General features: G+C 66.4%; 22 protein-coding genes. 11 read left to right on the forward strand and 11 right to left on the reverse strand.

Annotated elements, in window-relative coordinates; genetic code table 11:
- Positions 1-212 precede the first annotated feature (212 nt).
- Positions 213-755, forward strand: a complete 543-nt coding sequence (gene ppa / locus ACK5F2_RS00425; RefSeq protein ID WP_409861993.1) for an inorganic diphosphatase — start codon at positions 213-215, stop codon at positions 753-755.
- Positions 756-818: 63 nt separating this feature from the next.
- Here ppa and ACK5F2_RS00430 read toward each other — a convergent pair whose 3' ends face one another.
- Entirely contained in the window at positions 819-2,021 is a 1,203-nt protein-coding gene (locus ACK5F2_RS00430; RefSeq protein ID WP_409861995.1) for a GNAT family N-acetyltransferase, read from the reverse strand.
- Between the two features lie 56 nt (positions 2,022-2,077).
- Between ACK5F2_RS00430 and ACK5F2_RS00435 the strand changes: the two genes are divergently transcribed.
- A complete protein-coding gene (locus ACK5F2_RS00435) occupies positions 2,078-4,129 on the forward strand; it encodes an NAD(+) synthase (RefSeq protein ID WP_409861996.1) in 2,052 nt (683 codons plus the stop codon).
- A gap of 60 nt (positions 4,130-4,189) precedes the next feature.
- Entirely contained in the window at positions 4,190-4,528 is a 339-nt protein-coding gene (locus ACK5F2_RS00440; RefSeq protein ID WP_133605204.1) for a P-II family nitrogen regulator, read from the forward strand.
- Positions 4,529-4,574: 46 nt separating this feature from the next.
- Here ACK5F2_RS00440 and ACK5F2_RS00445 read toward each other — a convergent pair whose 3' ends face one another.
- The 5 genes from ACK5F2_RS00445 to ACK5F2_RS00465 are packed head-to-tail and all read right to left on the reverse strand — an operon-like array spanning position 4,575 to position 7,359.
- Positions 4,575-4,955 (reverse strand): diacylglycerol kinase, encoded by a 381-nt coding sequence (locus ACK5F2_RS00445; protein WP_409861998.1) that lies wholly within the window; start codon positions 4,953-4,955, stop codon positions 4,575-4,577.
- Positions 4,952-5,467, reverse strand: coding sequence for an RDD family protein (locus ACK5F2_RS00450; protein ID WP_409862000.1), 516 nt, complete (start codon positions 5,465-5,467; stop codon positions 4,952-4,954). The genes ACK5F2_RS00445 and ACK5F2_RS00450 overlap by 4 nt, the downstream gene beginning before the upstream one ends.
- Positions 5,464-6,312 carry a DUF3106 domain-containing protein gene (locus ACK5F2_RS00455; RefSeq protein ID WP_409862001.1) on the reverse strand — a complete coding sequence of 283 codons (849 nt, stop codon included), beginning with the start codon at positions 6,310-6,312 and terminating at the stop codon, positions 5,464-5,466. The genes ACK5F2_RS00450 and ACK5F2_RS00455 overlap by 4 nt, the downstream gene beginning before the upstream one ends.
- 22 nt (positions 6,313-6,334) lie before the next feature.
- Positions 6,335-6,796, reverse strand: coding sequence for a DUF3619 family protein (locus ACK5F2_RS00460; RefSeq protein WP_133605208.1), 462 nt, complete (start codon positions 6,794-6,796; stop codon positions 6,335-6,337).
- A complete protein-coding gene (locus ACK5F2_RS00465; RefSeq protein WP_133605244.1) occupies positions 6,793-7,359 on the reverse strand; it encodes an RNA polymerase sigma factor in 567 nt (188 codons plus the stop codon). Before ACK5F2_RS00465 ends, ACK5F2_RS00460 begins: the two co-directional genes overlap by 4 nt.
- A 254-nt stretch (positions 7,360-7,613) precedes the next feature.
- Here ACK5F2_RS00465 and ACK5F2_RS00470 point away from each other — a divergent pair, with 254 nt between their 5' ends.
- From ACK5F2_RS00470 to pbpG, 6 genes are all read left to right on the forward strand, one after another.
- Complete coding sequence (locus tag ACK5F2_RS00470; RefSeq protein ID WP_409862003.1) at positions 7,614-9,407, forward strand: acetolactate synthase 3 catalytic subunit; 1,794 nt, start codon at positions 7,614-7,616, stop codon at positions 9,405-9,407.
- Positions 9,408-9,592: 185 nt separating this feature from the next.
- The gene (gene ilvN / locus ACK5F2_RS00475; protein ID WP_133605210.1) at positions 9,593-10,084 is read left to right on the forward strand and encodes an acetolactate synthase small subunit; all 492 of its coding nucleotides are present in this window, start codon (positions 9,593-9,595) and stop codon (positions 10,082-10,084) included.
- A gap of 143 nt (positions 10,085-10,227) precedes the next feature.
- The gene (gene ilvC, locus ACK5F2_RS00480) at positions 10,228-11,244 is read left to right on the forward strand and encodes a ketol-acid reductoisomerase (RefSeq protein ID WP_409862005.1); all 1,017 of its coding nucleotides are present in this window, start codon (positions 10,228-10,230) and stop codon (positions 11,242-11,244) included.
- Between the two features lie 149 nt (positions 11,245-11,393).
- A complete protein-coding gene (gene pssA, locus ACK5F2_RS00485) occupies positions 11,394-12,230 on the forward strand; it encodes a CDP-diacylglycerol--serine O-phosphatidyltransferase (protein WP_409862007.1) in 837 nt (278 codons plus the stop codon).
- 194 nt (positions 12,231-12,424) lie between these two features.
- The gene (locus ACK5F2_RS00490) at positions 12,425-13,966 is read left to right on the forward strand and encodes a 2-isopropylmalate synthase (protein ID WP_409862009.1); all 1,542 of its coding nucleotides are present in this window, start codon (positions 12,425-12,427) and stop codon (positions 13,964-13,966) included.
- Positions 13,967-14,093: 127 nt separating this feature from the next.
- On the forward strand, positions 14,094-15,116 hold the full coding sequence (gene pbpG / locus ACK5F2_RS00495) for a D-alanyl-D-alanine endopeptidase (protein ID WP_409862011.1): 1,023 nt from the start codon (positions 14,094-14,096) through the stop codon (positions 15,114-15,116).
- Between the two features lie 21 nt (positions 15,117-15,137).
- On the opposite strand, the gene ACK5F2_RS00500 is transcribed toward pbpG, so the two are convergent.
- Positions 15,138-15,866, reverse strand: coding sequence for a pseudouridine synthase (locus ACK5F2_RS00500; RefSeq protein ID WP_409862012.1), 729 nt, complete (start codon positions 15,864-15,866; stop codon positions 15,138-15,140).
- A gap of 552 nt (positions 15,867-16,418) precedes the next feature.
- Positions 16,419-16,823, reverse strand: a complete 405-nt coding sequence (locus ACK5F2_RS00505) for a YchJ family protein (RefSeq protein ID WP_409862014.1) — start codon at positions 16,821-16,823, stop codon at positions 16,419-16,421.
- A 95-nt stretch (positions 16,824-16,918) separates the two neighbouring features.
- Here ACK5F2_RS00505 and ACK5F2_RS00510 point away from each other — a divergent pair, with 95 nt between their 5' ends.
- Together ACK5F2_RS00510 and ACK5F2_RS00515 are read left to right on the forward strand one after the other, a co-directional pair.
- A complete protein-coding gene (locus ACK5F2_RS00510) occupies positions 16,919-19,330 on the forward strand; it encodes a UvrD-helicase domain-containing protein (RefSeq protein ID WP_409862015.1) in 2,412 nt (803 codons plus the stop codon).
- A 147-nt stretch (positions 19,331-19,477) separates the two neighbouring features.
- Entirely contained in the window at positions 19,478-21,688 is a 2,211-nt protein-coding gene (locus tag ACK5F2_RS00515) for a PhoX family protein (protein ID WP_409862016.1), read from the forward strand.
- A 69-nt stretch (positions 21,689-21,757) separates the two neighbouring features.
- On the opposite strand, the gene ACK5F2_RS00520 is transcribed toward ACK5F2_RS00515, so the two are convergent.
- Genes ACK5F2_RS00520 through ACK5F2_RS00530 form a run of 3 tightly spaced genes read right to left on the reverse strand, consistent with a single transcriptional unit; the run spans position 21,758 to position 23,967 of the window.
- On the reverse strand, positions 21,758-22,618 hold the full coding sequence (locus ACK5F2_RS00520; RefSeq protein WP_409862017.1) for a BPSS1780 family membrane protein: 861 nt from the start codon (positions 22,616-22,618) through the stop codon (positions 21,758-21,760).
- A gap of 19 nt (positions 22,619-22,637) precedes the next feature.
- Positions 22,638-23,621, reverse strand: coding sequence for a homoserine kinase (locus ACK5F2_RS00525; RefSeq protein ID WP_409862018.1), 984 nt, complete (start codon positions 23,619-23,621; stop codon positions 22,638-22,640).
- A 46-nt stretch (positions 23,622-23,667) separates the two neighbouring features.
- Positions 23,668-23,967: a hypothetical protein gene (locus ACK5F2_RS00530; protein ID WP_409862020.1), complete on the reverse strand. Its 300-nt coding sequence runs from the start codon at positions 23,965-23,967 to the stop codon at positions 23,668-23,670.
- Positions 23,968-24,037: the final 70 nt, after the last annotated feature.

A 24,037-nucleotide genomic window follows, 5' to 3' on the forward strand; every position in this document is an offset into this window, starting at 1 on the left:
CGACAGGGCGCCGCTGCTTTGTTCACCGCGAAGGCGGGCCGCAGGGTCGCGAATCCATGCTAAGCGTGGGGCCGGACCCGGGCAATGACGCCGTACCGGGTGTTTACGCGGGGCCCCGCCATGCTGCACTGCGGCGGGATCGCGCGGAAAGGCCGGCGAAAGGGCGCTGGCTAGAATCGGGGGAACCCCTGATCCACCTCAACCGGACCACCATGAGCCTGCACAACGTCACCCCCGGTTCCAAGGCCCCTGACGAGTTCAACGTCATCATCGAGATCCCGATGAACGCCGACCCGATCAAGTACGAGGTCGACGAGGAAAGCGGCGCGCTGTTCGTGGATCGGTTCATGAGCACGGCCATGCACTACCCGTGCAACTACGGCTACATCCCCCAGACCCTGTCGGACGACGGTGATCCGGTGGACGTGCTGGTGATCACCCCCTTCCCGCTGACCCCGGGCGTGGTCGTGACCTGCCGCCCCATCGGCGTGCTGCAGATGGACGACGAAGCCGGCGGCGACGCCAAGCTGCTGGCCGTGCCCACCACCAAGATCCTGCCGATCTATGAGCACTGGTCCAAGCCCGAGGACATCAACCAGATGCGCCTGAAGGCCATCCAGCACTTCTTCGAGCACTACAAGGACCTGGAAGCCGGCAAGTGGGTCAAGGTCAAGGGCTGGGAAGGCCCCGAGGCCGCCAAGGCCGAGGTCGTGGCCGGTCTGGCCAACTATGCCAAGGCCGAGCAGAAGGCCTGATGGCTGATGCCGCCGGCCACGACGGCCGGTGCCGATGAAGAAGCGCCCCGCGGGGCGCTTTTTTCATGCGCCCTGCTTGAAGGGCTGGTGCTCCGAGAGCTCGTCCATATAGCCGCGCATGGCCTGACCCTCGCGCGCCAGGAAGTCGTTCACCGCCTGGCTGAAATCCGGATGGGCCAGCCAGTGGCTGGAGCCCGTGCCCACGGGCAGCAGGCCGCGCGCCATCTTGTGCTCCCCCTGAGCGCCGCCCTCGAAAGCGCGGTAGCCCTGGGCGATGCACCAGGCCAGGGGCTGGTAGTAGCAGGCGTCGAAGTGCAGGCAGGGGATGGGCTCCAGCGCGCCCCAGTAGCGGCCGTAGGCGCGACGGGTGTGCGGGTCCAGCGCGATGAGCGATGCCGCCACGCGCTGCGCCACGCCGCCCACCACCCGCTTGGCGATGAAGAGCAGCCAGTGCCGGGCCATCTCGCTCTGCATGGCGGCGAAGAACTCGCGCCGCAGATAGGGCGTGCTGTGGTGGGCGCGGTAGGTGAGCTGGTAGCAGTGGTGGAAGAAGTCCCAGTCGGCCGCCGTGATCTGTGCCCCCTGCAGCACCTCGTAGATGATGCCGGCCTCGCGAACCCGGCGCTGCTCCTGCTGGATCTTCTTGCGCTTCTCGCGCTGCAGCGAGGCCAGGAAGTCCGCGAAATCGGCATAGGGCTGGGGCTCGCGGTTGTGCCAATGGAACTGCACACCCTCGCGCTGCATCCAGCCCTGGGCCTGGGCTGCCGCGAAGTCGGCCGCATCGCCGAAGAGCAGATGGGCAGAGGACAGGTCCAGGCGCTGGGCCAGGGTCTGCAGCCCTTGCATCAGCAGGGCGCGCGAGGCGGCGTCGCGCGCCAGCAGGCGGCTGCCCGGCACGGGCGTGAAGGGCACGGCCACCAGCAGCTTGGGGTAGTAGTCCAGGCCATGGCGACGGTAGGCATCGGCCCAGGCCCAGTCGAACACATACTCGCCGTAGCTGTGGGCTTTCAGATAGGCGGGGCAGGCGGCGAGCAGTTCCGCTCTCTCTTGCTGCCGGCCGCGCCACAGGCTGAGGAACTGCGGCTGCCAGCCGGTCTGGGCCACGGCCGAGCCGCTGCCGTGCAGGGCCTGCAGATACTCCAGACGCATGAAGGGTGTGGGCTGGGCCGAGGCCGCCAGCAGCGCGTTCCAGGCCTCGCGGGGCAGGGCGGCGGGATCGTCATCGACCCGCAGGTGCAGCTCTTCATCGGCAGGGGGCGCGCTCATCGGCGCAAATCTTAGGGGCAGGCGCAAACCCCGCGCTTTGATGGCAGGATTCGGGCATGCATTTCGACAATCTCTACGCGCACGACTTTGCCCGCATCGCCCTGGCCTCGCCCGAGTGCCGGGTGGCCGATCCGCTCTTCAATGGCGAGCGCCATGCCGAGCTGCTGCGCGAGGCCGCGGCACGCGGTGCGGCCGTGGCGGCTTTTCCGGAGCTGGGCCTTTCGGGCTATACCTGCGACGACCTCTTCCACCAGCGTGCCCTGCTGGACGGCTGCGAGGCGGCCCTGGCGGCCCTGCTCAAGGCCTCGGAGACCCTGCCCACCGTGGCGGTGGTGGGTCTGCCCCTGCGCTTCGAGCAGCGGCTCTTCAACTGCGCGGTGCTGCTGCAGCGCGGCCGCCTGCTGGGCGTGCAGCCCAAGAGTTATCTGCCCAACTACGGCGAGTTCTACGAGGCGCGCCAGTTCAGCGCGGCCGACGAGGCCCTGGGCGATGAGATGGATCTGCTGGGCCAGCGCGTGCCCTTTGGCAGTCGCCTGATTTTTGCTGCCAGCGACCTGCCCCTGCTGCGCCTGCATGCCGAGATCTGCGAGGATGTCTGGACACCCATTCCGCCCTCGACCTACGCGGCCCTGGCGGGCGCCAGCCTGCTGCTCAATCTCTCGGCCTCCAATGCCCTGGTGGGCAAGGCTGCTTATCGGCGCCAACTGGTGGCCCAGCAGTCGGCGCGCTGCCTGGCGGCCTATGCCTACAGCTCGGCGGGGCAGGGCGAGTCCAGCACCGATCTGGCCTGGGATGGCCACGCGCTGCTGTGCGAGAACGGTGAGCTGCTGGCCGAGTCCGAGCGCTACGCTGCGGGCTCACAGCTGATCACGGCCGATATCGATCTGGAGCGCCTGGCCCGCGAGCGCATGCGCCAGACCAGCTTCGGCGACTCGGTGCGGCAGCATGCGGCCCAGCTCAAGGGCTTCCGTACGGTGAGCTTCAGCCTGGGCCTGGCGCTGGACGCGCCCCTGCCACTGGCGCGCCGCGTGGAGCGCTTCCCCTATGTGCCGGCCGACCGGGCGCGGCGCGACGAGCGCTGCCAGGAGGTCTACAACATCCAGGTGCAGGCCCTGGTGCAGCGCCTGGCCTCCAGCGGTATCAAGAAGCTGGTCGTGGGCATCTCGGGCGGCCTGGATTCCACCCATGCCCTGCTGGTGGCCGCACGCGCCATGGACAAGCTGGGCTGGCCGCGCAGCAACATCCTGGCCTACACCATGCCGGGCTTTGCCACCGGCGAGCGCACCCGCGACCAAGCCTGGCGCCTGATGCGCGCTGTGGGCTGCCAGGCGGCCGAGATCGACATCCGGCCCAGCTGCCTGCAAATGCTCAAGGACCTGGATCACCCCTACGCCCGCGGCGAGCCGGTCTATGACGTGACCTTCGAGAATGTGCAGGCGGGCGAGCGCACCAATCACCTGTTCCGTCTGGCCAATCACCAGGGCGCCCTGGTGCTGGGCACGGGCGACCTGAGCGAGCTGGCCCTGGGCTGGTGCACCTATGGCGTGGGCGACCATATGTCGCACTACAACGTCAACGCCAGCGTGCCCAAGACCCTGATCCAGTACCTGGTGCGCTGGGTGGCCGAGACCCGCCAGCTCGGGCAGGCGGTGGACCACGGCGTGCTGCTGGACATCCTGGGCACCGAGATCAGCCCCGAGCTGGTGCCGGCCAGCGCCGCCGCCCAGGGCCAGGTCTTGCAGAGCACCGAGGCCACCATCGGGCCTTACGAGCTGCAGGACTTCAACCTCTTCTACACCCTGCGCCACGGCTATGCGCCGGCCAAGATCGCCTTTCTGGCCCGCCACGCCTGGGGCGACCGCGAGCAGGGCGCCTGGCCCGACGAGGCCCATGTGGCGCGCAACGAATACAGCCTGGCCGAGATCAAGCGGGTGCTGGGCATCTTCGTGCGCCGCTTCTTCCAAGGCAGTCAGTTCAAGCGCAGCTGCGTGCCCAATGCGCCCAAGGTGGGCAGCGGCGGCTCGCTGTCGCCACGAGGCGACTGGCGTGCGCCCAGCGACTCGCAGGCCGCGGTCTGGCAGGCCGACCTGGCGCGAATCCCGGATTGATGCGGTGATCCATGCTTAAATCCCGGACAGTCCTTAGTTAACCCATCCGGAGCCCGTGTCATGAAGCAGATCACCGCCATCATCAAGCCCTTCAAGCTGGACGAAGTCCGCGAGGCGCTGGCCGAGGTGGGCGCTTCTGGCCTGACCGTCACCGAGGTCAAGGGCTTTGGCCGCCAGAAGGGCCATACCGAGCTGTACCGCGGCGCCGAGTACGTGGTGGACTTCCTGCCCAAGGTGAAGGTGGAGGTGGTGGTGCGCGACGACGAGGTCGACCGCTGCATCGACGCCATCCTCAAGGCCGCCAAGACCGGCAAGATCGGCGACGGCAAGATCTTCGTGACGCCCGTGGAGCAGGTGGTGCGCATCCGCACCGGCGAGACCGACGAAGCAGCAGTGTGAGGCAGCCCGCCGCTGACGGTTTCGCCGCTGTCCTTCGGCGCTGCCGTCAGACGATGAAGCGGTGGTAGGCCGCGGCGGCCCACACGCCGCCCGCCAGCAGCAGGGCCAGCAGCACGGCCGCGCTGGCCAGATCCTTGGCACGCTTTGAGAGCTCGTGCAGCTCGAAGCCCACGCGGTCGATGGCGGCCTCGATGCCCGAATTGAGCAGCTCCACGATCAGCACCAGCAGCAGGGAGCCGATCAGCAGGGCCACTTCCACCCAGCCCTGGCCCAACCAGAAGGCCAGCGGCGTGGCCACCACCATCAGCCAGACCTCCTGGCGGAAGGCGCTCTCACCGCTATAGGCCGCGCGCAGCCCGGACCAGGAATAACCGGTGGCGCGCAGGATGCGGTCAAGGCCGGTGCGGCCCTTGTGGGGATTGCTCATGCGCGACCTGCCTTTGCGGGCGCCTCGGCATGGACCAGACGTGTCCCGCTCAGCAAATCGTGCAGGAACTGTCGTCCGGGCAAGACCAGGGCGAGGCCGGCATAACCCAGCAGTCCCAGCAGGCTCACGGCCGAGATGGCGCCAAATCCCAGCCCATGCTTGCGCAACTGTATGGCAGCAATCATGGGCAGCAGCCACCATGCAAAGCTCAGCACGAAGCGCAGCAGGGCATGCGCAGGCCTCAGTGGAGCCCCATCGTTGCGCACCACGCGGATGCGCCAGGTCTTCATGGGCAAGGTCTGGCCGCTGCGGCTCCAGAAGTACACGAAGTAGGCGGCAAAGCCCAGGCCGAGGGCCAGCATCAGGCCGAAGCGGCTCTCCAGGGCATGACGCTGCTGGGCCAGCGGGGAGTAGACCAGGCCCACGGCCATGGCCACGGCAAAGAGCAGCATGCCCTCGTACAGGAAGCACGCCAGGCGACGGGCCAGGCCGGGCACGGCGTCACCGCTCATGGCTGTGATGCTGCTTTGGCCGGTATCGAGGCCGGCTTGGGCAGAAGGGTTTTGCTGTCCAGGCCTCGCATATTGATGGCCAGCTTGGGCTGCCCCGTCGGTTGACGCAGCTGGGCGCGGCCCTGGGTGATCAGAATCGTGCTCGCGCCCGGCCGGGCCTGGAGGACGGCGGTGCCGGTGGCTGGGCTGCCGGTCTGCAGGCGCAGGGGAACCAGCGCAGGTACAACGGGCGCCGCGCTGCTCTTGTCGCTGCGGGTCGCGCCCGTGGCCGCGGCGGGGATGGGGGCTGCGGTGTTCGGAACCGTCTTGAGGGCGGCTTTCTGCGCGGCCTTGTCTGCCAGCTCCTGCCTTTTCTCCACGGGCAGAGCCTGATAGGCCTCCCACTTGGCTTGGCGCTCATCGGCCTTGAGTTGCTGGGCGGCCTGGAAGGTCAGGCGTGCTTGCTGGCGCTCGGCCGGGCTCAAGCGTGCCCACTCGCTCATGCGCTGCTGAACGCGTTCTTGCTCATTGGCCGGCAGTTGCGGGTAGCGAGCGGCCAGTTCCAACCATTTGCCGCGATGAGCCGGGTCCATGCTGGCCCAGTCGGCGGCCAGCGGCGCCAGCACCTGGCGCTGGGCCGCGCTCAGTGCGCGCCAGTCAGGGGTGGCGACGCTTGGCGTGGGCTTGACAGCCACCGGTGCAGGCGCAGCCGGGGTCACCACGGCTGGTGCCGAGGCTTCCGTCGCGGCCAGGGGTGCAGATGCCGCCGCCGCTTCAGCGGATTGGGCTTGCGCCGCGTGCGAGTTGAGGTAGAGCGACAGGGCCAGGCACAGAAGGCCGGAGGGGCTGGAGACCTTGGAGATCATGCTGTGGGACTTGCCCTCTGGCTCACTCTTTGACGGCAGCGGCCTCGCCGCCGGCTTGCTGCTCTTCGTCGCTCAGGTACTCAGAAAAGCCTGGATCCCCATATGCGGCCGGCGGGAGCTTGTCGGACAAGAGCGCTGCATCCATCTCAGCCGCGGCGCGGATCTGTTGATACCACTGGCTGTGCTGAATCAGCAGCAGCCCGCCGACCAGCAGCAGCAGGGGCAGCAGGGAAGCAAGTTTGAGCCAACGGCCACGGCCCGGGCCGCCCAGGGCCAAGCTGCCGCCTTGCTGAATCAGGGTGGTCTCGGTTTCGGGGCGGGTGGCTCGCACGACGCGTGCGCGTGCCATGGCCTGCTCACGGGCAAAGCGCAGGCGCTCGCTGATGTCGGCGGGCAGGGCCTCGCTGTGCTCGGTCAAGCCTGCCGCGACGCGAAGGCCGAAACGCGAGACATCCAGCTCGGAAATGGTCGGCTTGTTGCTCATAGCGTGATCCCCTTGGCCCTCAACGATTTTGCAAGCGAATGAACCGCCCGGGAGCAGTGCGTTTTCACGCTTCCCTCCGAGCAGCCCATCACGGACGCCGTCTCCGCGACATCCAATTCCTCCCAGTAACGCAGGAGGAAGGCTTCGCGTTGACGCGCCGGCAGTTCAGCGACTTCCTTGTCGATGGCATGCAAGATCTGGGCCCGAGACACCTCGTCCGCGGCGCTCAGACCGCCCAGCATGCCATCACCGACCTCCAGGGACTCCAGCAGGTCGAAATCGTCTTCGCCATCACCGCCTTCGAAGTCCGAGAGATTCTGCATCACGGACTTGCGCACCTTCTGCCGCCTGAACCAGTCCATGGTGGCGTTGGAGAGGATGCGCTGGAAGAGCAGGGGCAGCTCCGCCGCGGGGCGGTCGTAGTATTTCTCTGCCAGCCGGATCATGGCGTCCTGCACGATGTCCAAGGCAGCGTCGTCGTCGCGCACCAGATAGGCGCTGCGTTTGAAAGCACGCTTTTCGACGCTGCGGAGGAATTCGTTGAGTTCTTTGTCGGTGGCCAAGAGACTGCGGGCAAGCCCGATGCTGGCGAAATCGGCGCGGATTATTGCATTTCGACCGCAGATCCGGGGCGGCTTCGCGGCCAAGCTCACAAACCCGTGCATAATGTTGCTTCGCACAAAGAGCTTTTGGGTCTCAAGCCGGCTGCCCGACCCGGGCGCCTCGTTTTTGACCGCGCAGGCTCCAAGTCCGCCTCACAAGGGCGCGAGTAGGAGCACCGATGGTTTTTCGTTAGAGAAATTCACTGAGGTTCGAAATGGACATGTCTAGCGCGGAAGTCAAGCGTGCCGCTGCTGTCGATAGCAGGGCGCAAACGCCGTATTCCCCCCCTTCCTCCGCGGAGCTGAACGGCTCCGAAATCCTGGTTCGCTGCCTGCAGGCCGAGAGCGTCAAGTACCTCTGGGGCTATCCGGGCGGCGCGGTGCTCTACATCTACGACGCGCTGTACAAGCAGCAGACCATCCAGCACGTGCTGGTGCGCCATGAACAGGCGGCCATCCACGCAGCCGATGGCTATGCACGCGCCACCGGCGAGGTGGGCGTGGCGCTCGTGACTTCGGGCCCGGGTGTGACCAATGCCATCACCGGCATTGCCACCGCCTATATGGATTCCATCCCGATGGTGATCATCACCGGACAGGTGCCCACGCCGGCTATCGGCCTGGACGCCTTCCAGGAATGCGACACCGTCGGCATCACCCGCCCCATCGTCAAGCACAACTTCCTGGTCAAGGATGTGCGTGATCTGGCGCTGACCCTCAAGAAGGCCTTCCACATCGCCCGCACCGGCCGTCCCGGCCCGGTGGTGGTGGACATCCCCAAGGATGTGTCGCTGAACAAGGCGGCCTTCCACTACCCCGAGCGGGTGGAGATGCGCTCCTACAACCCGGTGCGCAAGGGCCACAGCGGCCAGATCCGCAAGGCCGTGCAACTGCTGCTGCAGGCCAAGCGCCCCTACATCTACACCGGCGGCGGCGTGATCCTGGGCGAGGCCTCGGCTGAGCTGCGCGAGCTGGTCAATCTGCTGGGCTATCCCTGCACCAACACCCTGATGGGCCTGGGCTCCATCCCGGCCTCGGACCCCAAGTTCCTGGGCATGCTGGGCATGCACGGTACGTACGAGGCCAATATGACCATGCAGAACTGCGATGTTCTGCTGGCCGTGGGCGCGCGCTTTGATGACCGGGTGATTGGCAACCCCAAGCACTTTGGCTCGGTGGAGCGCAAGATCATCCATGTGGACATCGACCCCTCGTCGATCTCCAAGCGGGTGCGGGTGGACATTCCCATCGTCGGCGACGTCAAGGACGTGCTGCAGGAGCTGATCCATCAGCTGAAAGAGGCGCAGGCCAAGCCGGACTCGAATGCCATCAACGCCTGGTGGAGCCAGATCAATGAGTGGCGCCGCCGCGAGTGCCTGGCCTACAAGCATTCCGACGAGGTCATCAAGCCGCAGATGGTCGTCGAGACCCTGTGGAACCTGACCAAGGACCGCGACACCTACATCACCTCGGACGTGGGCCAGCACCAGATGTGGGCGGCCCAGTTCTACCGCTTCGAGGAACCGCGCCGCTGGATCAATTCCGGCGGTCTGGGCACCATGGGCGTGGGCCTGCCCTACGCCATGGGCATCAAGCTGGCCAAGCCGGAGTCGGATGTGTTCTGCATCACCGGCGAAGGCTCCATCCAGATGTGCATCCAGGAGCTCTCGACCTGCTTCCAGTACAAGACGCCGGTCAAGATCGTCTCGCTGAACAACCGCTATCTGGGCATGGTGCGCCAGTGGCAGCAGCTGGACTATGAGGGCCGCTACTCGCACAGCTATATGGATGCGCTGCCGGACTTCGTCAAGCTGGCCGAGGCCTATGGCCATGTGGGCCTGCTGGTGGAGAAGCCCTCCGATGTGGAGCCGGCTCTGCGCGAAGCCATGCGCCTGAAGGACCGCACGGTCTTCCTGGACGTGCGCACCGATCCGACCGAGAACGTCTGGCCCATGGTCAAGGCGGGCAAGGGCATTTCGGAAATGCTGCTGGGCTCCGAAGACCTGTAAGGGTCGGGCCGCGGCGCAGCCTGCGCCGGCCGGCCTCCCGCCGTTACCGCGGCGAGGGGCGCGACCGGAGCGCGGCGCCAGGCCCCCGGATGTCCTCCAGCCTCTAGCAACCCTCTCAAGCGCGTGCCAAGGGCCGTCGGTTACCGCCGCCGGTCTGAAGAGCCCGCCGCCAAGAAGGAACCCTCATGAGACACATCATTGCTTTGCTCCTCGAGAACGAGCCGGGCGCGCTCTCGCGCGTGGTCGCGCTGTTCTCGGCCCGCGGCTACAACATCGAGAGCCTGACCGTGGCGCCCACCGAGGACCCCTCGCTCTCGCGCATGACCATCGTGACCACCGGCTCGGACGAGGTGATCGAGCAGATCACCAAGCACCTGAACCGGCTGATCGAGGTGGTCAAGGTCGTGGACCTGACCGAGGGCAACTACACCGAGCGCGAGCTCATGCTGATCAAGGTCCGCGCGGTGGGCAAGGAACGCGAGGAGATGAAGCGCACCGCCGATATCTTCCGCGGCCGCATCATCGACGTGACCGAGAAGACCTACACCATCGAGCTCACCGGCGACGCCACCAAGCTCGACGCCTTCATCGACGCCATCGACCGCACCGCGATCCTGGAGACCGTGCGCACCGGCTCCAGCGGAATCGGTCGTGGCGAGCGCATCCTGCGCGTATGACAACCCCCAGGCGCGGGGCCGTTGCCGGCCCCTGCGCCGCCCCCCGAGGGGGCAATGAACTTGTCTTGGGGCGGCCCGGTGACAAGTTCATCAAGAACCTGGGCCCCACATTCTTACCGTACTGATTTTTCCTGGAGACCGACATGAACGTTTTCTACGACAAGGACGCTGATCTGAGCCTCATCAAGGGCAAGAACGTCACCATCATCGGCTACGGCTCACAAGGCCACGCCCATGCCCAGAACCTGAACGACAGCGGCGTCAAGGTCACCGTCGGTCTGCGCCGTGGCGGCGCCTCCTGGGCCAAGGCCGAGAACGCCGGCCTCAAGGTCGCCGAGATCGCCGAGGCCGTGAAAGCCGCCGATGTCGTGATGATCCTGCTGCCCGACGAGCAGATCGCCGAGGTCTACAAGAAGGAAGTCGAGCCCAATATCAAGCAGGGCGCCTCGCTGGCCTTTGCCCACGGCTTCAATGTGCACTACGGTCAGGTCACCCCGCGTGGCGATCTGGACGTCTGGATGGTCGCCCCCAAGGCCCCCGGCCACACCGTGCGCGGCACCTACACCCAGGGTGGCGGTGTGCCCCACCTGATCGCCGTCTATGCCGACAAGAGCGGCAAGGCCCGTGATCTGGCCCTGAGCTATGCCGCGGCCAATGGCGGCGGCAAGGCCGGCATCATCGAGACCAACTTCCGCGAAGAGACCGAGACCGATCTGTTCGGCGAACAGGCCGTGCTGTGCGGCGGCACCGTGGAGCTGATCAAGGCCGGTTTCGAGACCCTGGTGGAAGCCGGCTACGCGCCCGAGATGGCTTACTTCGAGTGCCTGCACGAGCTCAAGCTCATCGTGGATCTGATCTACGAAGGCGGCATTGCGAACATGAACTACTCGATCTCCAACAACGCCGAGTACGGCGAGTACATCACCGGCCCGCGCGTCGTGACCGAGGAGACCAAGAAGGCCATGAAGCAGTGCCTGAAGGACATCCAGACCGGCGAGTACGCCAAGAGCTTCATCCTGGAGAACAAGGCTGGCGCCCCCACGCTGATCAGCCGCCGCCGCCTGACCTCGGAGCACCAGATCGAGCAAGTGGGCGAGAAGCTGCGCGCCATGATGCCCTGGATCAAGAAGAACCGCCTGGTCGACCAGAGCAAGAACTGAGTGAGGACCGAGTCGAGCGCCTGCGCGCTCGACGACGCCTCACGAAGGCCGGGCCGCATGCTTGCGGCCAGGCTGAGGCGTGAAGCATCTCAAAGCCGCGACCCGTTCGCGGCTTTTTCTTTGGAGGCGCTGTTGTATCCTCCCGCCCCATGACCGACCCTCACAACAAGAGCGCCGACCTGGACGAGGACGAAGTCCTGGAGCCCCAGCGTCCGCGCCGCAAGGGCATTTATGCCCTGCCCAACAGCATCACGCTCTGCGCGCTGTTCTGCGGCTTCTATGCCGTCGTTATGGCCATGCATGGCCGCTTCGAGACCGCCTGCATCGCCATCTTCTGTGCCGCCGTGCTGGACGCCCTGGACGGCCGCGTGGCTCGCATGACCAATTCGCAAAGCGCTTTCGGCGAGCAGATGGACTCACTGTCCGATATGGTGAGCTTTGGCGCCGCCCCGGCCCTGATCGTCTATATGTGGGGCCTCAAGGACCTGGGCCGCTGGGGCTGGATCGCTGCCTTTGTCTACATTGCCTGCGCTGCGCTGCGCTTGGCTCGCTTCAACGTCAATATCGGTGTGGTCGACAAGCGCTTCTTCCAGGGCCTTCCCAGCCCCGCCGCGGCAGCGCTTGTGATCAGCTTGATCTGGATGGTGAACGAGGCGGGCTTTCGCGAAGTGTCTCGCATCGACGGGCTGGCATGGACGACGTTTGCCGTGACGATGTTCGCCGGCCTGTCCATGGTGACCAATGCGCCGTTCTACAGCTTCAAGGTCTTTGGTGGACGGCGGAGTGTGCCCTTCGTCGTGCTGGTGGCGATTGCACTGGGCATTGCCATGATCAGCCTGTATCCGGAGCGCGCCATCTTCGGGCTCTTCTGCATCTACGGTCTGTCGGGTTACGCGGTCTACCTCTACAAAAAGGCCAAGGGCCGGCCGGTGAGCGTGATTGCCACGTCCACCGACGAGCCCGATGAGCGCGGTCTGCACCACTGAGCGCGCTCGCATGCTATATTCGACCGCGATGAACACCTTTGCCTTCGCCCTGCTACTAGGCGCACCCGTCCGGGCGCGCTGATTGCACACGTCTCAAGCACAGGTTTTCTCAGCACTACAGGCCCGCCAAGCAGCAGCTTCGCGGGCCTTTGTTTTGTCCTCTGTCTTCAACCCAGCCTCTCACGGAGAACGCCATGGCTGACAAGCTGATCATCTTCGACACCACCCTGCGCGACGGCGAGCAATCGCCCGGCGCCTCGATGACGAAGGACGAGAAGCTACGCATCGCTCGCCAGCTCGAGCGTCTGCGCGTGGACGTGATCGAGGCCGGCTTTGCCGCGTCCAGCAACGGCGACTTCGAGGCCGTGCGCGCCATTGCAGAAGCCATCAAGGACAGCACCGTCTGCTCCCTGGCCCGTGCCAATGACCGCGACATCGCCCGCGCCGCCGAGGCGCTCAAGGGCGCGGCGCGCTCGCGCATCCACACCTTCATCGCCACCAGCGAGCTCCACATGGAGAAGAAGTTGCGCATGACGCGTGAGCAGGTGCTGGAACAGGCCAAGCTGGCGGTGCGCTTTGCCCGCAATCTCTGCGGCGATATCGAGTTCTCGCCCGAGGACGGCTACCGCTCCGACCCCGAGTTCCTCGCTCGCGTGGTGGAGGCCGTGATCGCCGAAGGCGCCACCACCATCAATATCCCCGACACCGTGGGCTATGCCATCCCCGAGCTCTATGGCGACTTCATCGCCAAGCTGCGCGCGCGGGTGCCCAACTCCGACAAGGCCATCTGGTCGGTGCATTGCCACAACGACCTGGGCATGGCGGTGGCCAACTCCCTGGCCGGCGTGAAGATCGGCGGCGCCCGCCAGATCGAGTGCACCATCAACGGCCTGGGCGAGCGCGCGGGCAACTGCTCGCTGGAAGAGGTGGTGATGGCGGTCAAGACCCGCCGCGACTACTTCGGCCTGGATGTGGGCATCGAGACCAGCCAGATCGTGCCGGCCTCGCGCATGGTGAGCCAGACCACCGGCTTCGTGGTCCAGCCCAACAAGGCCGTGGTGGGGGCGAACGCCTTTGCCCACGCCTCGGGCATCCACCAGGACGGCGTGCTCAAGGCCCGCGACACCTACGAGATCATGCGCGCCGAGGACGTGGGCTGGAGCGCCAACAAGATCGTGCTGGGCAAGCTCAGCGGCCGCAATGCCTTTAAGCAGCGCCTGCAGGAGCTGGGCATCCAGCTGGAGTCCGAGGCCGAGATCAATGCCGCTTTCCAGCGCTTCAAGGATCTGGCCGACCGCAAGAACGAGATCTTCGACGAGGACATCATCGCCCTGGTGATGGATGAGTCGGTGAGCTCGGAGCAGGAGCATTTCCGCCTGCTTTCTCTGGCCCAGCGTTCCGAAACCGGTGAGCGCCCCCACGCCAGCGTGGTGTTCGCGGCCGGTCCGGTGGAGCACCGGGCCGAGAGCGATGGCAATGGGCCTGTGGATGCCAGCCTACGCGCGATCGAGTCGGCCGTACAAAGTGGCGCGGAAATGCTGCTTTACTCGGTGAACGCCATCACCAGCGGCAGCACAGAATCGCAGGGCGAGGTCACGGTGCGTTTGCAGCATGCGGGGCGCGTGGTGAACGGCGTTGGTGCCGATCCCGATATCGTCGTGGCCTCGGCCAAGGCATATTTGAGCGCGCTGAACAAGCTGCAAAGCAAGATCGAACGCGTGGCAGCGCAGGGTTGAGCAGGCTCGAAAAGGCGAGGCAATACTTCAAATGCCGCGCCTAAGTTTTTGATCTTGCCCGACTTTTGCCTATCACCTACACTGATGGTGACTGTTGTTGGGGGCTGGATTGAAGACTATTGTTCGCATGTTCTCGGGAGCGGTGCTCGGCACCGCACTGTTGGTCGGAGCCCCCCTGGTCACGCAGGAGGCTCAGGCCAGCACCTCCAAAAAGGTCCAGAAAGCCCAGAAAGCCCAGAAGGCTCAAAAGGCACCCGCGGCCAAGAGCGTGCGCAAGGCCAAGCCTGCAGCGCGCGTGCCACGCAAGGCGGCCGCGGCCGCCGTGGTGGCAGCCCGGCCTTCGTTCGGGCAGATCTACGGCCTCCACGCGACGGATGATCCATTGGACCTCAAGTCCGCCGTGGCCTTTGTGATGGATCAGGACACCAACGAGGTTCTGGTGTCCAAGAACTCGCAGGCGGTGCTGCCGATTGCCTCCATCACCAAGCTGATGACGTCGCTGGTGGTGGTCGAGGCCGGCCTGAGCATGGACGAGATGCTCACCATCACCGATGAAGACATCGATACCGAGAAGGGCACCGGCTCGCGTCTGGCCATCGGCACTTCTTTGAGTCGCGGCGAGATGATGCATCTGGCCTTGATGGCCTCCGAGAATCGCGCGGCGAATGCGCTGGGGCGCCATTACCCGGGTGGCCTGAGCGCCTTTGTCGCGGCCATGAATGCCAAGGCCGAGTCTCTGGGCATGCTCGATACGCGCTATGTGGAGCCTACCGGCCTGTCCAGCCGCAACCAGAGCAGCGCCAAGGATCTGGCCACGCTGGTCAAGGTGGCCCACGAATACCCTGTGCTGCGCGAGCTTTCGACCTCCAAGGCGCACTCGGTGACCGTCGGTCGCCGCCAACTGGCCTTTCAGAGCACCAATGGTCTGGTGCGCAGCGGAGCCTGGGATATCGGCCTGCAGAAGACCGGCTTCATCAGTGAGGCCGGACGCTGCCTGGTGATGCAGGCCCAGTTGGCCGGACGCAAGGTCATCATGGTGTTCCTGGATTCGGCCGGCAAGTACTCGCGTATCGGCGACGCCGAGCGTGTTCGCAAGTGGGTGAGCAGCCTCCCCGGCACCGCCACGAGCAAGATGGATTTGCCGGGCTGATCGAAAAGCTGCGGCAAGCCACTAAGTCCGCAGGCCCGCGTCGGGCTCCAACCATAGACCGCGCTCGCGCAAGGCGGCCCATTCGGGTCCGCAGGGCGCCTTGATCTCGAGCCGGCGGCCATCGGCCGGGTGCTGAAGCTGCAGCTCAGCCGCATGCAACCACAGGCGTTGCAGACCCAGATAGCCTGCTACCGCGCGGTTTAGCGGGCCTTTGCCATGCGTGGCATCTCCCAGGATGGGGTGCGCCATATGCTTGAGATGGCGTCGGATCTGGTGGCGGCGCCCGGTCTGCGGTCGGCACTCCAACAAGGCGGCGCGGGTGCTGCTGAAGCGGGCATCGCTGCTCACAGGCCACTCCACTCGCGCCAGGCATTGCCAGGCGGTGCGGGCCGGCAGCAGCGTCTGGCCCGCCGAGGCGCGCTCCGGATCCTTGGCCAGGGCGTGATCGATCAGTCCCTCGTCCCGCGCCGGCCAGCCTCGCACCAAGGCCAGATAGCGCTTGCTGACCCGCCCCTGCTCAAAGGCCAGGCCCAGCTCGCTCGCCATCTCGGACGAGAGGGCGAACAGCAGCAGGCCGGAGGTGCCCTTGTCCAGCCTGTGTACCGGCCAGACCGATCGGCCCAGCTGGTCGCGCAGCAGCTGAAGTGCAAAGACCTCCTCATGGGCATCAAGCTGGCTGCGATGCACCAGGAGGCCGGCGGGCTTGTTGATCGCGACCAGATGGTCGTCAGCGTGGAGGATCTGCAACATGTTCTGTATGTTGGGCGGTGGCACTGTCCCTGGCATCGGGCTCAGGGCCGTGAAATATGCCCAGATGTTGGCTAAGCCCCAAAAAGGGGGGAGTGACAGCGGGGAAACCCGGAGGAAAGAATGCTGTCATTTACGAAGCCCATCATTGTTCCAGCAGCAGCCGAACACTCCCTGGAGTACGCCATGCCCAAGACCTATACCGTCGGACACCGCCCACTCATTCTCACGGTTCAGGCATGGTTCTTGAGTTTGCTGGGCCGCTCCCACCGCTCCCAATCCTGGCCCCCCAGCAGGAAATTGGGCTGAGGCCGGACCGAGGACAGTCCTGAGGACTGTCCGACGCCGGCCGAAGGCCAGGCCCTGTCTCGCAGGGCCTGGCTGGGTGCCACGACCCACCGCAACCTTATTTGCCCGCCCCGGTCGATGCTGGCGATAACCCCAGCCCCTGCCCCGCAGGCCATGCTAGGTTGCCACGACTCACCGCCACCTCATTGACCCGCCTCGGTCGATGACGGCGATGCCCTCCGGCCCGGTCCCCCAGGGCGGCCGCGATCACCCCACATCCCCATCCACATAGAACCAGACCCCGTCCTCCCGGACAAATCGGCTGGTTTCCACCAAGCGATGCGCGCGTCCGCCCAGCTTGCTGCGGGCGACGAAGCTGACCGTGGCATGCTCGGCGTCCTGTTGCCGATGCTGTTTCACCTGCAGGCCCAGCCATTGCAGCCCGGGCTCGTTCGCCTCCAGCGTGGCCGGCCGGGTGCTGGCATGCCAGCTGGCCAGCAGGTAGTCGTTCAGCCCGTGCACAAAGGCGCTGTAGCGCGATCGCATCAGGCTCTCGGCGTCGGGGGCGCACAGTCCCTGGCCGGCGGCGAAAGCCTGGTGCCAGCGAGCGCAGCAGTGCTGATAACTTGCCGGGCGCCCACAAGGGCAGGGCGTGGTGTCGTTCGAGTTCATAGGGGGTGGATGCTTCACGCTGCTGGCGCCGCATCATGCCTCAAGCGCCATAGCAACCGGGAGCCCGCCCGAGGTCCCAACTTTAGAATGCCGGCATGAGTCTGCCCCCCCAAGAAGACATGTTTGCGCCCCCGCCGGCCCCTGCTGGTGCCGGCCTGCTGAAGAATCTCAATCCTGAGCAGTACGCGGCTGTGACCGCGCCCGCCGAGCCCAGCCTGATCTTGGCCGGCGCCGGCTCGGGCAAGACCCGGGTGCTGACCACCCGCATCGCCTGGCTGCTGCAGACGGGGCAGGCCATGCCCGGCGCCATCATGGCCGTGACCTTCACCAACAAGGCGGCCAAGGAAATGCTCACGCGTCTGTCCACCATGCTGCCGGTGAATGTGCGCGGCATGTGGATCGGCACCTTCCACGGCCTGTGCAACCGCTTCCTGCGCGCGCACTGGAAGCTGGCCGGCCTGCCGCAGGGCTTCCAGATCCTGGACGCCAGCGACACGGTCTCGGCCATCAAACGCGTGATCAAGGCCATGAAGCTGGACGAGGAGCGCTTCGTGCCCAAGCAGGTGGGCTGGTTCATCGCCGGGGCCAAGGAAGACGGCCTGCGGCCCAAGGACATCGAGCAGCGCGACGAGCAAACCAAGACCCTGGTGCAGATCTATCAGGCCTACGAGGACCAGTGCGCGCGCGAGGGCGTGGTGGACTTTGCCGAGCTGATGCTGCGCTCCTACGAACTGATGCGCGACAACCTGGCCCTGCGCCAGCACTACCAGCACCGCTTCCAGCACCTGCTGGTGGACGAGTTTCAGGACACCAACAAGCTGCAATACGCGTGGCTGAAGATGTTTGCGCCACCGGGCGCGGGCCAGGGCGTGTTCGCGGTGGGTGACGACGACCAGAGCATCTACGCCTTCCGCGGCGCGCGGGTGGGCAATATGTCGGACTTCGAGCGCGAGTTCCGCGTGAAGAAGGTCGTCAAGCTGGAGCAGAACTACCGCAGCTTCGGCAATATCCTGGACGCGGCCAACACCCTGATCTCCAACAACAGCCGGCGCTTAGGAAAAAACCTGCGTACCGAGATGGGCCCGGGCGAGCCCATACGCGTGCACGAGGCGGCCAGCGACTTCAATGACGCGCAGTGGCTGATCGAGGAGGCGCAAAGCCTGCACCGGGCGGGCATGCCGCGCCAGGAAATCGCGGTGCTCTACCGCAGCAATGCGCAGTCGCGGGTGATCGAGTCGGCGCTCTTCAATGCCGGCATTCCCTATCGCGTCTACGGCGGCCTGCGCTTCTTCGAGCGCGCCGAGGTGAAGCATGCGCTGGCCTATCTGCGCCTGATCGAGAACCCCAACGATGACACCAGCTTCCTGCGCGTGGTGAACTTCCCCACCCGCGGCATCGGCGCCCGCACCATCGAGCAGCTGCAGGACGCGGCGCGCAGCAGCGGCCGCAGCCTCTGGCAGAGCGTGGGCGCGGTGGCGGGTAAGGGCGGCGCCAATCTGGTGGGCTTTACCCAGCTGGTGGACTCCATGCGCAATCTCACGCAAGGCCTGACCCTGCGCGAGATCATCGAGCAGGTGGTCGAGGCCTCGGGGCTGGCGGACTTCTACCGCACCGAGAAGGAGGGCGCGGAGCGCCTGGAGAACCTGGCCGAACTGGTGAACGCGGCCGAGGCCTTCGTCACCCAGGAGGGCTTTGGCAAGGACGCCATCGCCTTGCCGGTGGACGAGACCGCGCCGGGCACCATCGCCGAGGGCCTGCCCTTGGCGGTGGCGGCCGCCGCCGTGACGCCGGATGCGGAGACGGGCGAGATCATGTCGCCCCTGGCCGCCTTCCTGACCCATGCCTCGCTGGAGGCCGGCGACAACCAGGCCCAGGCCGGCCAGGATGCAATCCAGCTCATGACCGTGCACTCGGCCAAGGGCCTGGAGTTCGACGCCGTCTTCATCACCGGCCTGGAGGAGGGCCTGTTCCCGCATGAGAACTCGCTCTCCGACAGCGATGGGCTGGAGGAAGAGCGCCGCCTGATGTATGTGGCCATCACGCGGGCGCGCCAGCGCCTGTACATGAGCTTCTGCCAGACCCGCATGCTGCACGGCCAGACGCGCTACAACGTCAAGAGCCGCTTCTTCGACGAGTTGCCCGAGGCCGCGCTCAAGTGGCTGACCCCGCGCAACCAGGGCTTCGGCTCGGGCTTCGCCAAGGAATACCAGGAGGCCTGGTCGCGCGGCTCGGGACTCAAGTCCATGGTGGGCGCCGGCCAGCGGGCCTACAGCAATGAGAAGGCCGCCTGGGTGGAGCCGCCCGTGCCCGCCTCCATGAAGAAGAAGGTGGACGAGGAGCATGGCGGCCTGCGCGTGGGCAAGTGCGTGTTCCACACCAAGTTCGGCGAGGGCGTGCTGATGACGCTGGAGGGCAGTGGCCCCGATGCCCGCGCCCAGGTCAACTTCGGCCGCCACGGCGTGAAGTGGCTGGCCCTGAGCGTGGCCAAGCTCACGCCCATCGATTGAGGGGCCATGCCCTTCGGCCTCCCCAGGGCCGAGGGCGCACGAGCGTAGGCCGAACGCTTTCTTCTTGTCATCACGGAACTGTCACGGGGATTTCACTGCCTCTGCGCAGACTGCGCGGCTTCAAGCAACCGCTAGAGGCAGTTTTCTATGTCCCGAGACACCACGACATTCGCCCCCGACGAGATCGACTACAACACCAGCAAGAACGAGACCTTCCAGAACGTGCTGCAGGCTCGCCTGGCCCGCCGTTCCCTGCTGCGTGGCGCCGTGGGCAGCGCCGCGGCCGCCGTGTTCGGCAGCGTCGGTCTGTCGGCCTGTGGCGGTGGTGACGACGAGATCAGCCCGCTGCCGCCGACCACCAAGCCCCTGGACAAGCTGGGCTTCGCCGCCGTGGCCAAGAGCCTGGCCGATGCCGTGGTCGTGCCGGCCGGCTACACCGCCAGCGTGATCTACGCCCTGGGTGATCCGCTCAGCGCCAGCACCAGCGCCTACAAGAACGACGGCACGGACGGCGACTTCGAGAACCGTGCCGGCGACCACCATGACGGCATGGAGTACTTCGGCCTCTCCGCCGACGGCAAGCCCGATGTCCGTGGCTCGGAGCGCGGCCTGCTGGTGATGAACCACGAGGCCACCAGCCACGCGGGCAACGAGCGTGCCTCCGCCTTCGTGCACGCCAACGGCGGCACCAACACCTTGCCGCGTCCCGCCGCCGAGGTGGACCGCGAGGTGCCGCTGCACGGCGTCTCGGTGGTCGAGGTCAAGAAGACCGGCGCCGCTTTCGGCTACGTCAAGGACTCCGCCTTCAACCGCCGCATCACCCCGCTGACCCCGGTGGCGCTCTCCGGCGCAGCGGCCGGCTCTAGCCTGATGAAGACCAAGTACTCGGCCGACGGCAAGGCGGGTCGCGGCACGCTCAACAACTGCGGCACCGGCGCCACCCCCTGGGGCACGACGCTGACCGGCGAAGAAAACTGGGCCGGCTACTTCACCCGCGCTGCGGCCGACGACGCGGCCCGCGGCAATGACAAGAGTGTGGCCTCGCTCAAGCGCTATGGCCGCAACCAGGGCGCCGCCAGCCGCCATGGCTGGGAGACCGGTGGCGCCGATGACAAGTACGCGCGTTGGGACATTTCCAAGAAGGGCGCATCGGCCGACGGCAGCGACGACTACCGCAATGAGCTGAACACCTTCGGCTACCTGGTCGAGATCGACCCTTACAGCAAGACCAGCGCCATCAAGAAGCGCACCACGCTGGGCCGTTTCGCGCACGAGAGCGCGGCCTTCAGCAAGCTGGTGGATGGCAAGCCCCTGGCCGTGTACATGGGTGACGATTCGCGCGGCGAGTACATCTACAAGTTCGTCTCCGCCGCCAACTGGTCCGCAGCCGATGCCAACCCGGCCGACCGCATCGCCACCGGCGACAAGTACCTGGATGCCGGCAAGCTGTATGTGGCCAAGTTCAATGCCGATGGCGGCGGCGAGTGGATCGAGCTGTCCATCAACAACACCGCGATCAAGAACGCCAGCAACTACAGCTTTGCTGACCAGGCCGATGTGGTGGTGAACGCCCGCCTGGCCGCCGACGCCGTGGGCGCCACCAAGATGGACCGTCCCGAGTGGTGCGCCAGCCACCCGGTCACGGGCGAGGTCTACTTCACCCTGACCAACAACTCGGCCCGCACCCTGGCTACCGTGGATGCCGCCAACCCGCGCTTCTACGAGGACACCAAGGGCAGCTCGACCAAGCAGAGCGGCAACGTCAACGGCCACATCATCCGCCTGGCCGAGACCGCCGAGGCCACCGGCACGGCCTTCAAGTGGGATGTCTATCTGTTCGGCGCCGAGGCCGGTGCGGACAAGGGCATGGTCAACCTGTCCTCTCTGACGGAAGACCAGGACATGTCCAGCCCCGACGGCCTGTGGTTCAGCCGTGCTACAGGTTTGTGCTGGATCCAGACCGACGACGGCGCATACACCGACAAGACCAACTGCATGATGCTGGCGGGCATTCCGGGTACCGTGGGCGACGGTGCCAAGAAGACCCTGGCCTACAGTGGCAAGAGTGTGGACACCTATGTGGGCAAGGCCCCGACGGCCGACACGCTCAAGCGCTTCCTGGTGGGCCCGGTGGACTGCGAGATCACCGGCTGCGCCGAGACGCCCGACGGCAAGGCCCTGTTCGTCAACATCCAGCACCCGGGCGAAAGCATCAGCTCGGCCACCGTGGCGGACCCCAGCAAGTACCTGAGCCACTGGCCCGGCAATGCCGGCTACGGTGCCGGCGGTGCCAATGCCCGCCCGCGCTCTGCGACCATCGTCATCACCAAGAATGATGGCGGCGTGATCGGCAGCTGATCCACCGGATGTCGCAACAAGAAACCCCGCCTCGGCGGGGTTTTTTCTTGGGTGGTTTTGGCTTGCCGATCAGGGGCTGGCCGCCGGCGGCGCCGCAGCGGGCAAATCCTTGGGCGCGCCGAACATAAAGCAGTCGATGAAGGTGAAGTACAGCGAGACGTAGAACACCGTGGACAGCAGCAGACCCAGGGGCAGGGCCAGCATGGGCAGAATCTGACCCAGGCCCAGCAGGCTGGTCAGCAGGGCCAGGCCCATGGACAGGCTCACGATCAGTCCCACCCAGATCAGCCCATTGAACACAAAGGCACCGCGATTGCGCCACACGCCCAGGGTGCTGGAGAACAGCGCCTGCAGCGCGCCCTGACCGCCCCAGTGCACCAGGGCCGGCGCATGCCAGAAGGGCACGGCCAGCAGGGTGGCCAGGGACAGCCGGCACACCATGCCCCAGAACAGGCGCGGATCGCTGATGGCCGCCTGCAGAGCCGCCTCATAGGCCGGGTCGTTGGCCTTGGGGTCGGCCATCAACTCCTGCAGGGCGTCGAAGGCGCCGCCATCCACGGCATTGCTGGCCACCATCACCAGCACCGTGGCCAGGGCATAGCCCGAGCACAGGGCCAGCTGGCTGTTGCGGCGCGCGGCCGTGAGCTTGAAGGGCGCGAGGAAGACGGAGGCCGTCGGAGTCTGGTTCTGCAGCACCAGATGAGTGGCCAGCATGAAGCCCAGGCTCATCAGGGGCAGGCCCATCAACAGCAGCATGGAGCCCAGCACCGGCACCAGCAGGGCCAGCAAGGCGGCCAGCATGCACAAGGCCAGCAGCCCGCTCAGTGCCATGGGTCGGCGCTGGAAGACCTTGAAGCCATGCCGCACCCAGAGCACGCCGTGGCGGGCCGGTACGGTCTGCAGATGAAGGGGAAGGGAAGAGTTGGACACGGCGGCTTGCGGTGGGCGTTCAGTCTTTGAGGGCGTGCCAGGGCTCGGCCACCCGTTCGCGCAGCACGCGTTCGAAATGGCCGGGGTCATGGGGCTTGAGCAGGGTGGCGTCGCGCGGCAGGTGGAAGTCCCACAGGCGCGAGATCCAGAAGCGCAGGGCGGCGCCGCGCAGCAGGGCCGGCAGCAGGCGGTGTTCGGCGCCGCTGAGTGGCCGCACCGTTTCGTAGGCATCGACAAAGGCCTGGGCGCGCGCGGCATCGAGGCGGCCGCTGGCCAGGTCGATGCACCAGTCGTTCAGGCACACGGCCAGATCGAAGAGCCAGGTGTCGACGCCGGCGAAGTAGAAGTCGAAGAAGCCGGTCAGGCGCTCGCGCCCCGGCAGTCCGCCTTCCACTTCGGCAAACATCACGTGGTCGCGGAACAGGGCGGCCTGGATGGGGCCGCGCGGCAGCTCGGCATAGCTCTGCGAGGCGGCCAGCTGCTGCTGGTAGGCCAGCTCGGCCTGGATCAGCTCGGCCTGGGCCGGCGTCATAAAGGGCAGGACCACGGGCACGGTCTCGGTCCACCAGGCCAGGCCGCGCAGATTGGGCTGGCTCAAGCGGAAGTCCTCGCCGGCCAGGTGCATGCGGGCGAGTTGCGCACCCACCTGCTGGCAGTGGTGCAGGTCCGGCGCCAGCTGGTGGCCGCCGGCCAGTTTGTCCACCACGGCGGCGGGCTTGCCCGCCAGCTCGAAGAGGATCTCGCCCTGTGCATCGGCATGCGGGGCCGGCACGGCCACACCGCGCTGCGCCAGATGCTCCATCAGACGCAGGTAGAAGGGCAGTTGCTCGAACGTCAGGCGCTCAAACACCGTCAGCACATAGCTGCCGCTTTCGGTGTTGAGAAAGTAGTTGGTGTTCTCGATGCCCGCCTTGATGCCCTGCAAGGCCTGCACGGCGCCCAGGTTCAGACGGTCGGCCAGGGCTTGAGCCTGGGCCAGGGAGACTTCGGTGAAGACGGCCATGAGGAGGAGTGGAGTCGCAATGCCGGGGCAGGGCAGGCCCCAGGGCTCAGAAATCCAGCAGGCGCCAGACGCGTTGGCCGGCGGCGCCCCGGGTGGACCCGGGGCCGGCGGAGAGGTCGCGGCTGCCATCGCCCATGATGATCTCGTAGGCGGGGGCCTTGCTGTTCTTGGGTTGGACCGTGACCTTCTGGGTCTGGCCGCGCACGCGCAGTTCCTCGACGCGGGTGTGGTCGTCCTCCAGCACGATCTGCTTGACCTGGGGCTCGGGCACATCCAGAGCCAGGGCCGCAGTGGCGGTCAGGCCCAGCGGGGCGGCGAGCAGCAGGGGGAGGAGCGGGCGCTTCATCGTCATGATGCTGCCATTCTAAGGTGAGCCCGGGGCCGGGGCGGGCGCGGCTTCGCGGACAATCGCGCCC

It is taken from the genome of Roseateles sp., assembly GCF_046300915.1.
GTDB lineage: Bacteria > Pseudomonadota > Gammaproteobacteria > Burkholderiales > Burkholderiaceae_C > Kinneretia.

Bases quoted from the DNA above. Each gene is read 5' to 3' on its own strand.
- ACK5F2_RS00460 (WP_133605208.1), bottom strand. From the start codon at position 6,796: ATGAGCAACAAGCCGACCATTTCCGAGCTGGATGTCTCGCGTTTCGGC.
- ACK5F2_RS00500 (WP_409862012.1), bottom strand. From the start codon at position 15,866: ATGTTGCAGATCCTCCACGCTGACGACCATCTGGTCGCGATCAACAAG.
- ACK5F2_RS00435 (WP_409861996.1), top strand. From the start codon at position 2,078: ATGCATTTCGACAATCTCTACGCGCACGACTTTGCCCGCATCGCCCTG.
- ACK5F2_RS00490 (WP_409862009.1), top strand. From the start codon at position 12,425: ATGGCTGACAAGCTGATCATCTTCGACACCACCCTGCGCGACGGCGAG.
- ACK5F2_RS00430 (WP_409861995.1), bottom strand. From the start codon at position 2,021: ATGAGCGCGCCCCCTGCCGATGAAGAGCTGCACCTGCGGGTCGATGAC.
- ACK5F2_RS00450 (WP_409862000.1), bottom strand. From the start codon at position 5,467: ATGAGCGGTGACGCCGTGCCCGGCCTGGCCCGTCGCCTGGCGTGCTTC.
- ppa (WP_409861993.1), top strand. From the start codon at position 213: ATGAGCCTGCACAACGTCACCCCCGGTTCCAAGGCCCCTGACGAGTTC.
- ACK5F2_RS00515 (WP_409862016.1), top strand. From the start codon at position 19,478: ATGTCCCGAGACACCACGACATTCGCCCCCGACGAGATCGACTACAAC.
- ACK5F2_RS00510 (WP_409862015.1), top strand. From the start codon at position 16,919: ATGAGTCTGCCCCCCCAAGAAGACATGTTTGCGCCCCCGCCGGCCCCT.
- ACK5F2_RS00445 (WP_409861998.1), bottom strand. From the start codon at position 4,955: ATGAGCAATCCCCACAAGGGCCGCACCGGCCTTGACCGCATCCTGCGC.
- ACK5F2_RS00530 (WP_409862020.1), bottom strand. From the start codon at position 23,967: ATGAAGCGCCCGCTCCTCCCCCTGCTGCTCGCCGCCCCGCTGGGCCTG.
- ilvC (WP_409862005.1), top strand. From the start codon at position 10,228: ATGAACGTTTTCTACGACAAGGACGCTGATCTGAGCCTCATCAAGGGC.
- pssA (WP_409862007.1), top strand. From the start codon at position 11,394: ATGACCGACCCTCACAACAAGAGCGCCGACCTGGACGAGGACGAAGTC.
- ACK5F2_RS00505 (WP_409862014.1), bottom strand. From the start codon at position 16,823: ATGAACTCGAACGACACCACGCCCTGCCCTTGTGGGCGCCCGGCAAGT.
- ACK5F2_RS00470 (WP_409862003.1), top strand. From the start codon at position 7,614: ATGGACATGTCTAGCGCGGAAGTCAAGCGTGCCGCTGCTGTCGATAGC.
- ACK5F2_RS00440 (WP_133605204.1), top strand. From the start codon at position 4,190: ATGAAGCAGATCACCGCCATCATCAAGCCCTTCAAGCTGGACGAAGTC.
- pbpG (WP_409862011.1), top strand. From the start codon at position 14,094: ATGTTCTCGGGAGCGGTGCTCGGCACCGCACTGTTGGTCGGAGCCCCC.
- ACK5F2_RS00525 (WP_409862018.1), bottom strand. From the start codon at position 23,621: ATGGCCGTCTTCACCGAAGTCTCCCTGGCCCAGGCTCAAGCCCTGGCC.
- ACK5F2_RS00455 (WP_409862001.1), bottom strand. From the start codon at position 6,312: ATGATCTCCAAGGTCTCCAGCCCCTCCGGCCTTCTGTGCCTGGCCCTG.
- ilvN (WP_133605210.1), top strand. From the start codon at position 9,593: ATGAGACACATCATTGCTTTGCTCCTCGAGAACGAGCCGGGCGCGCTC.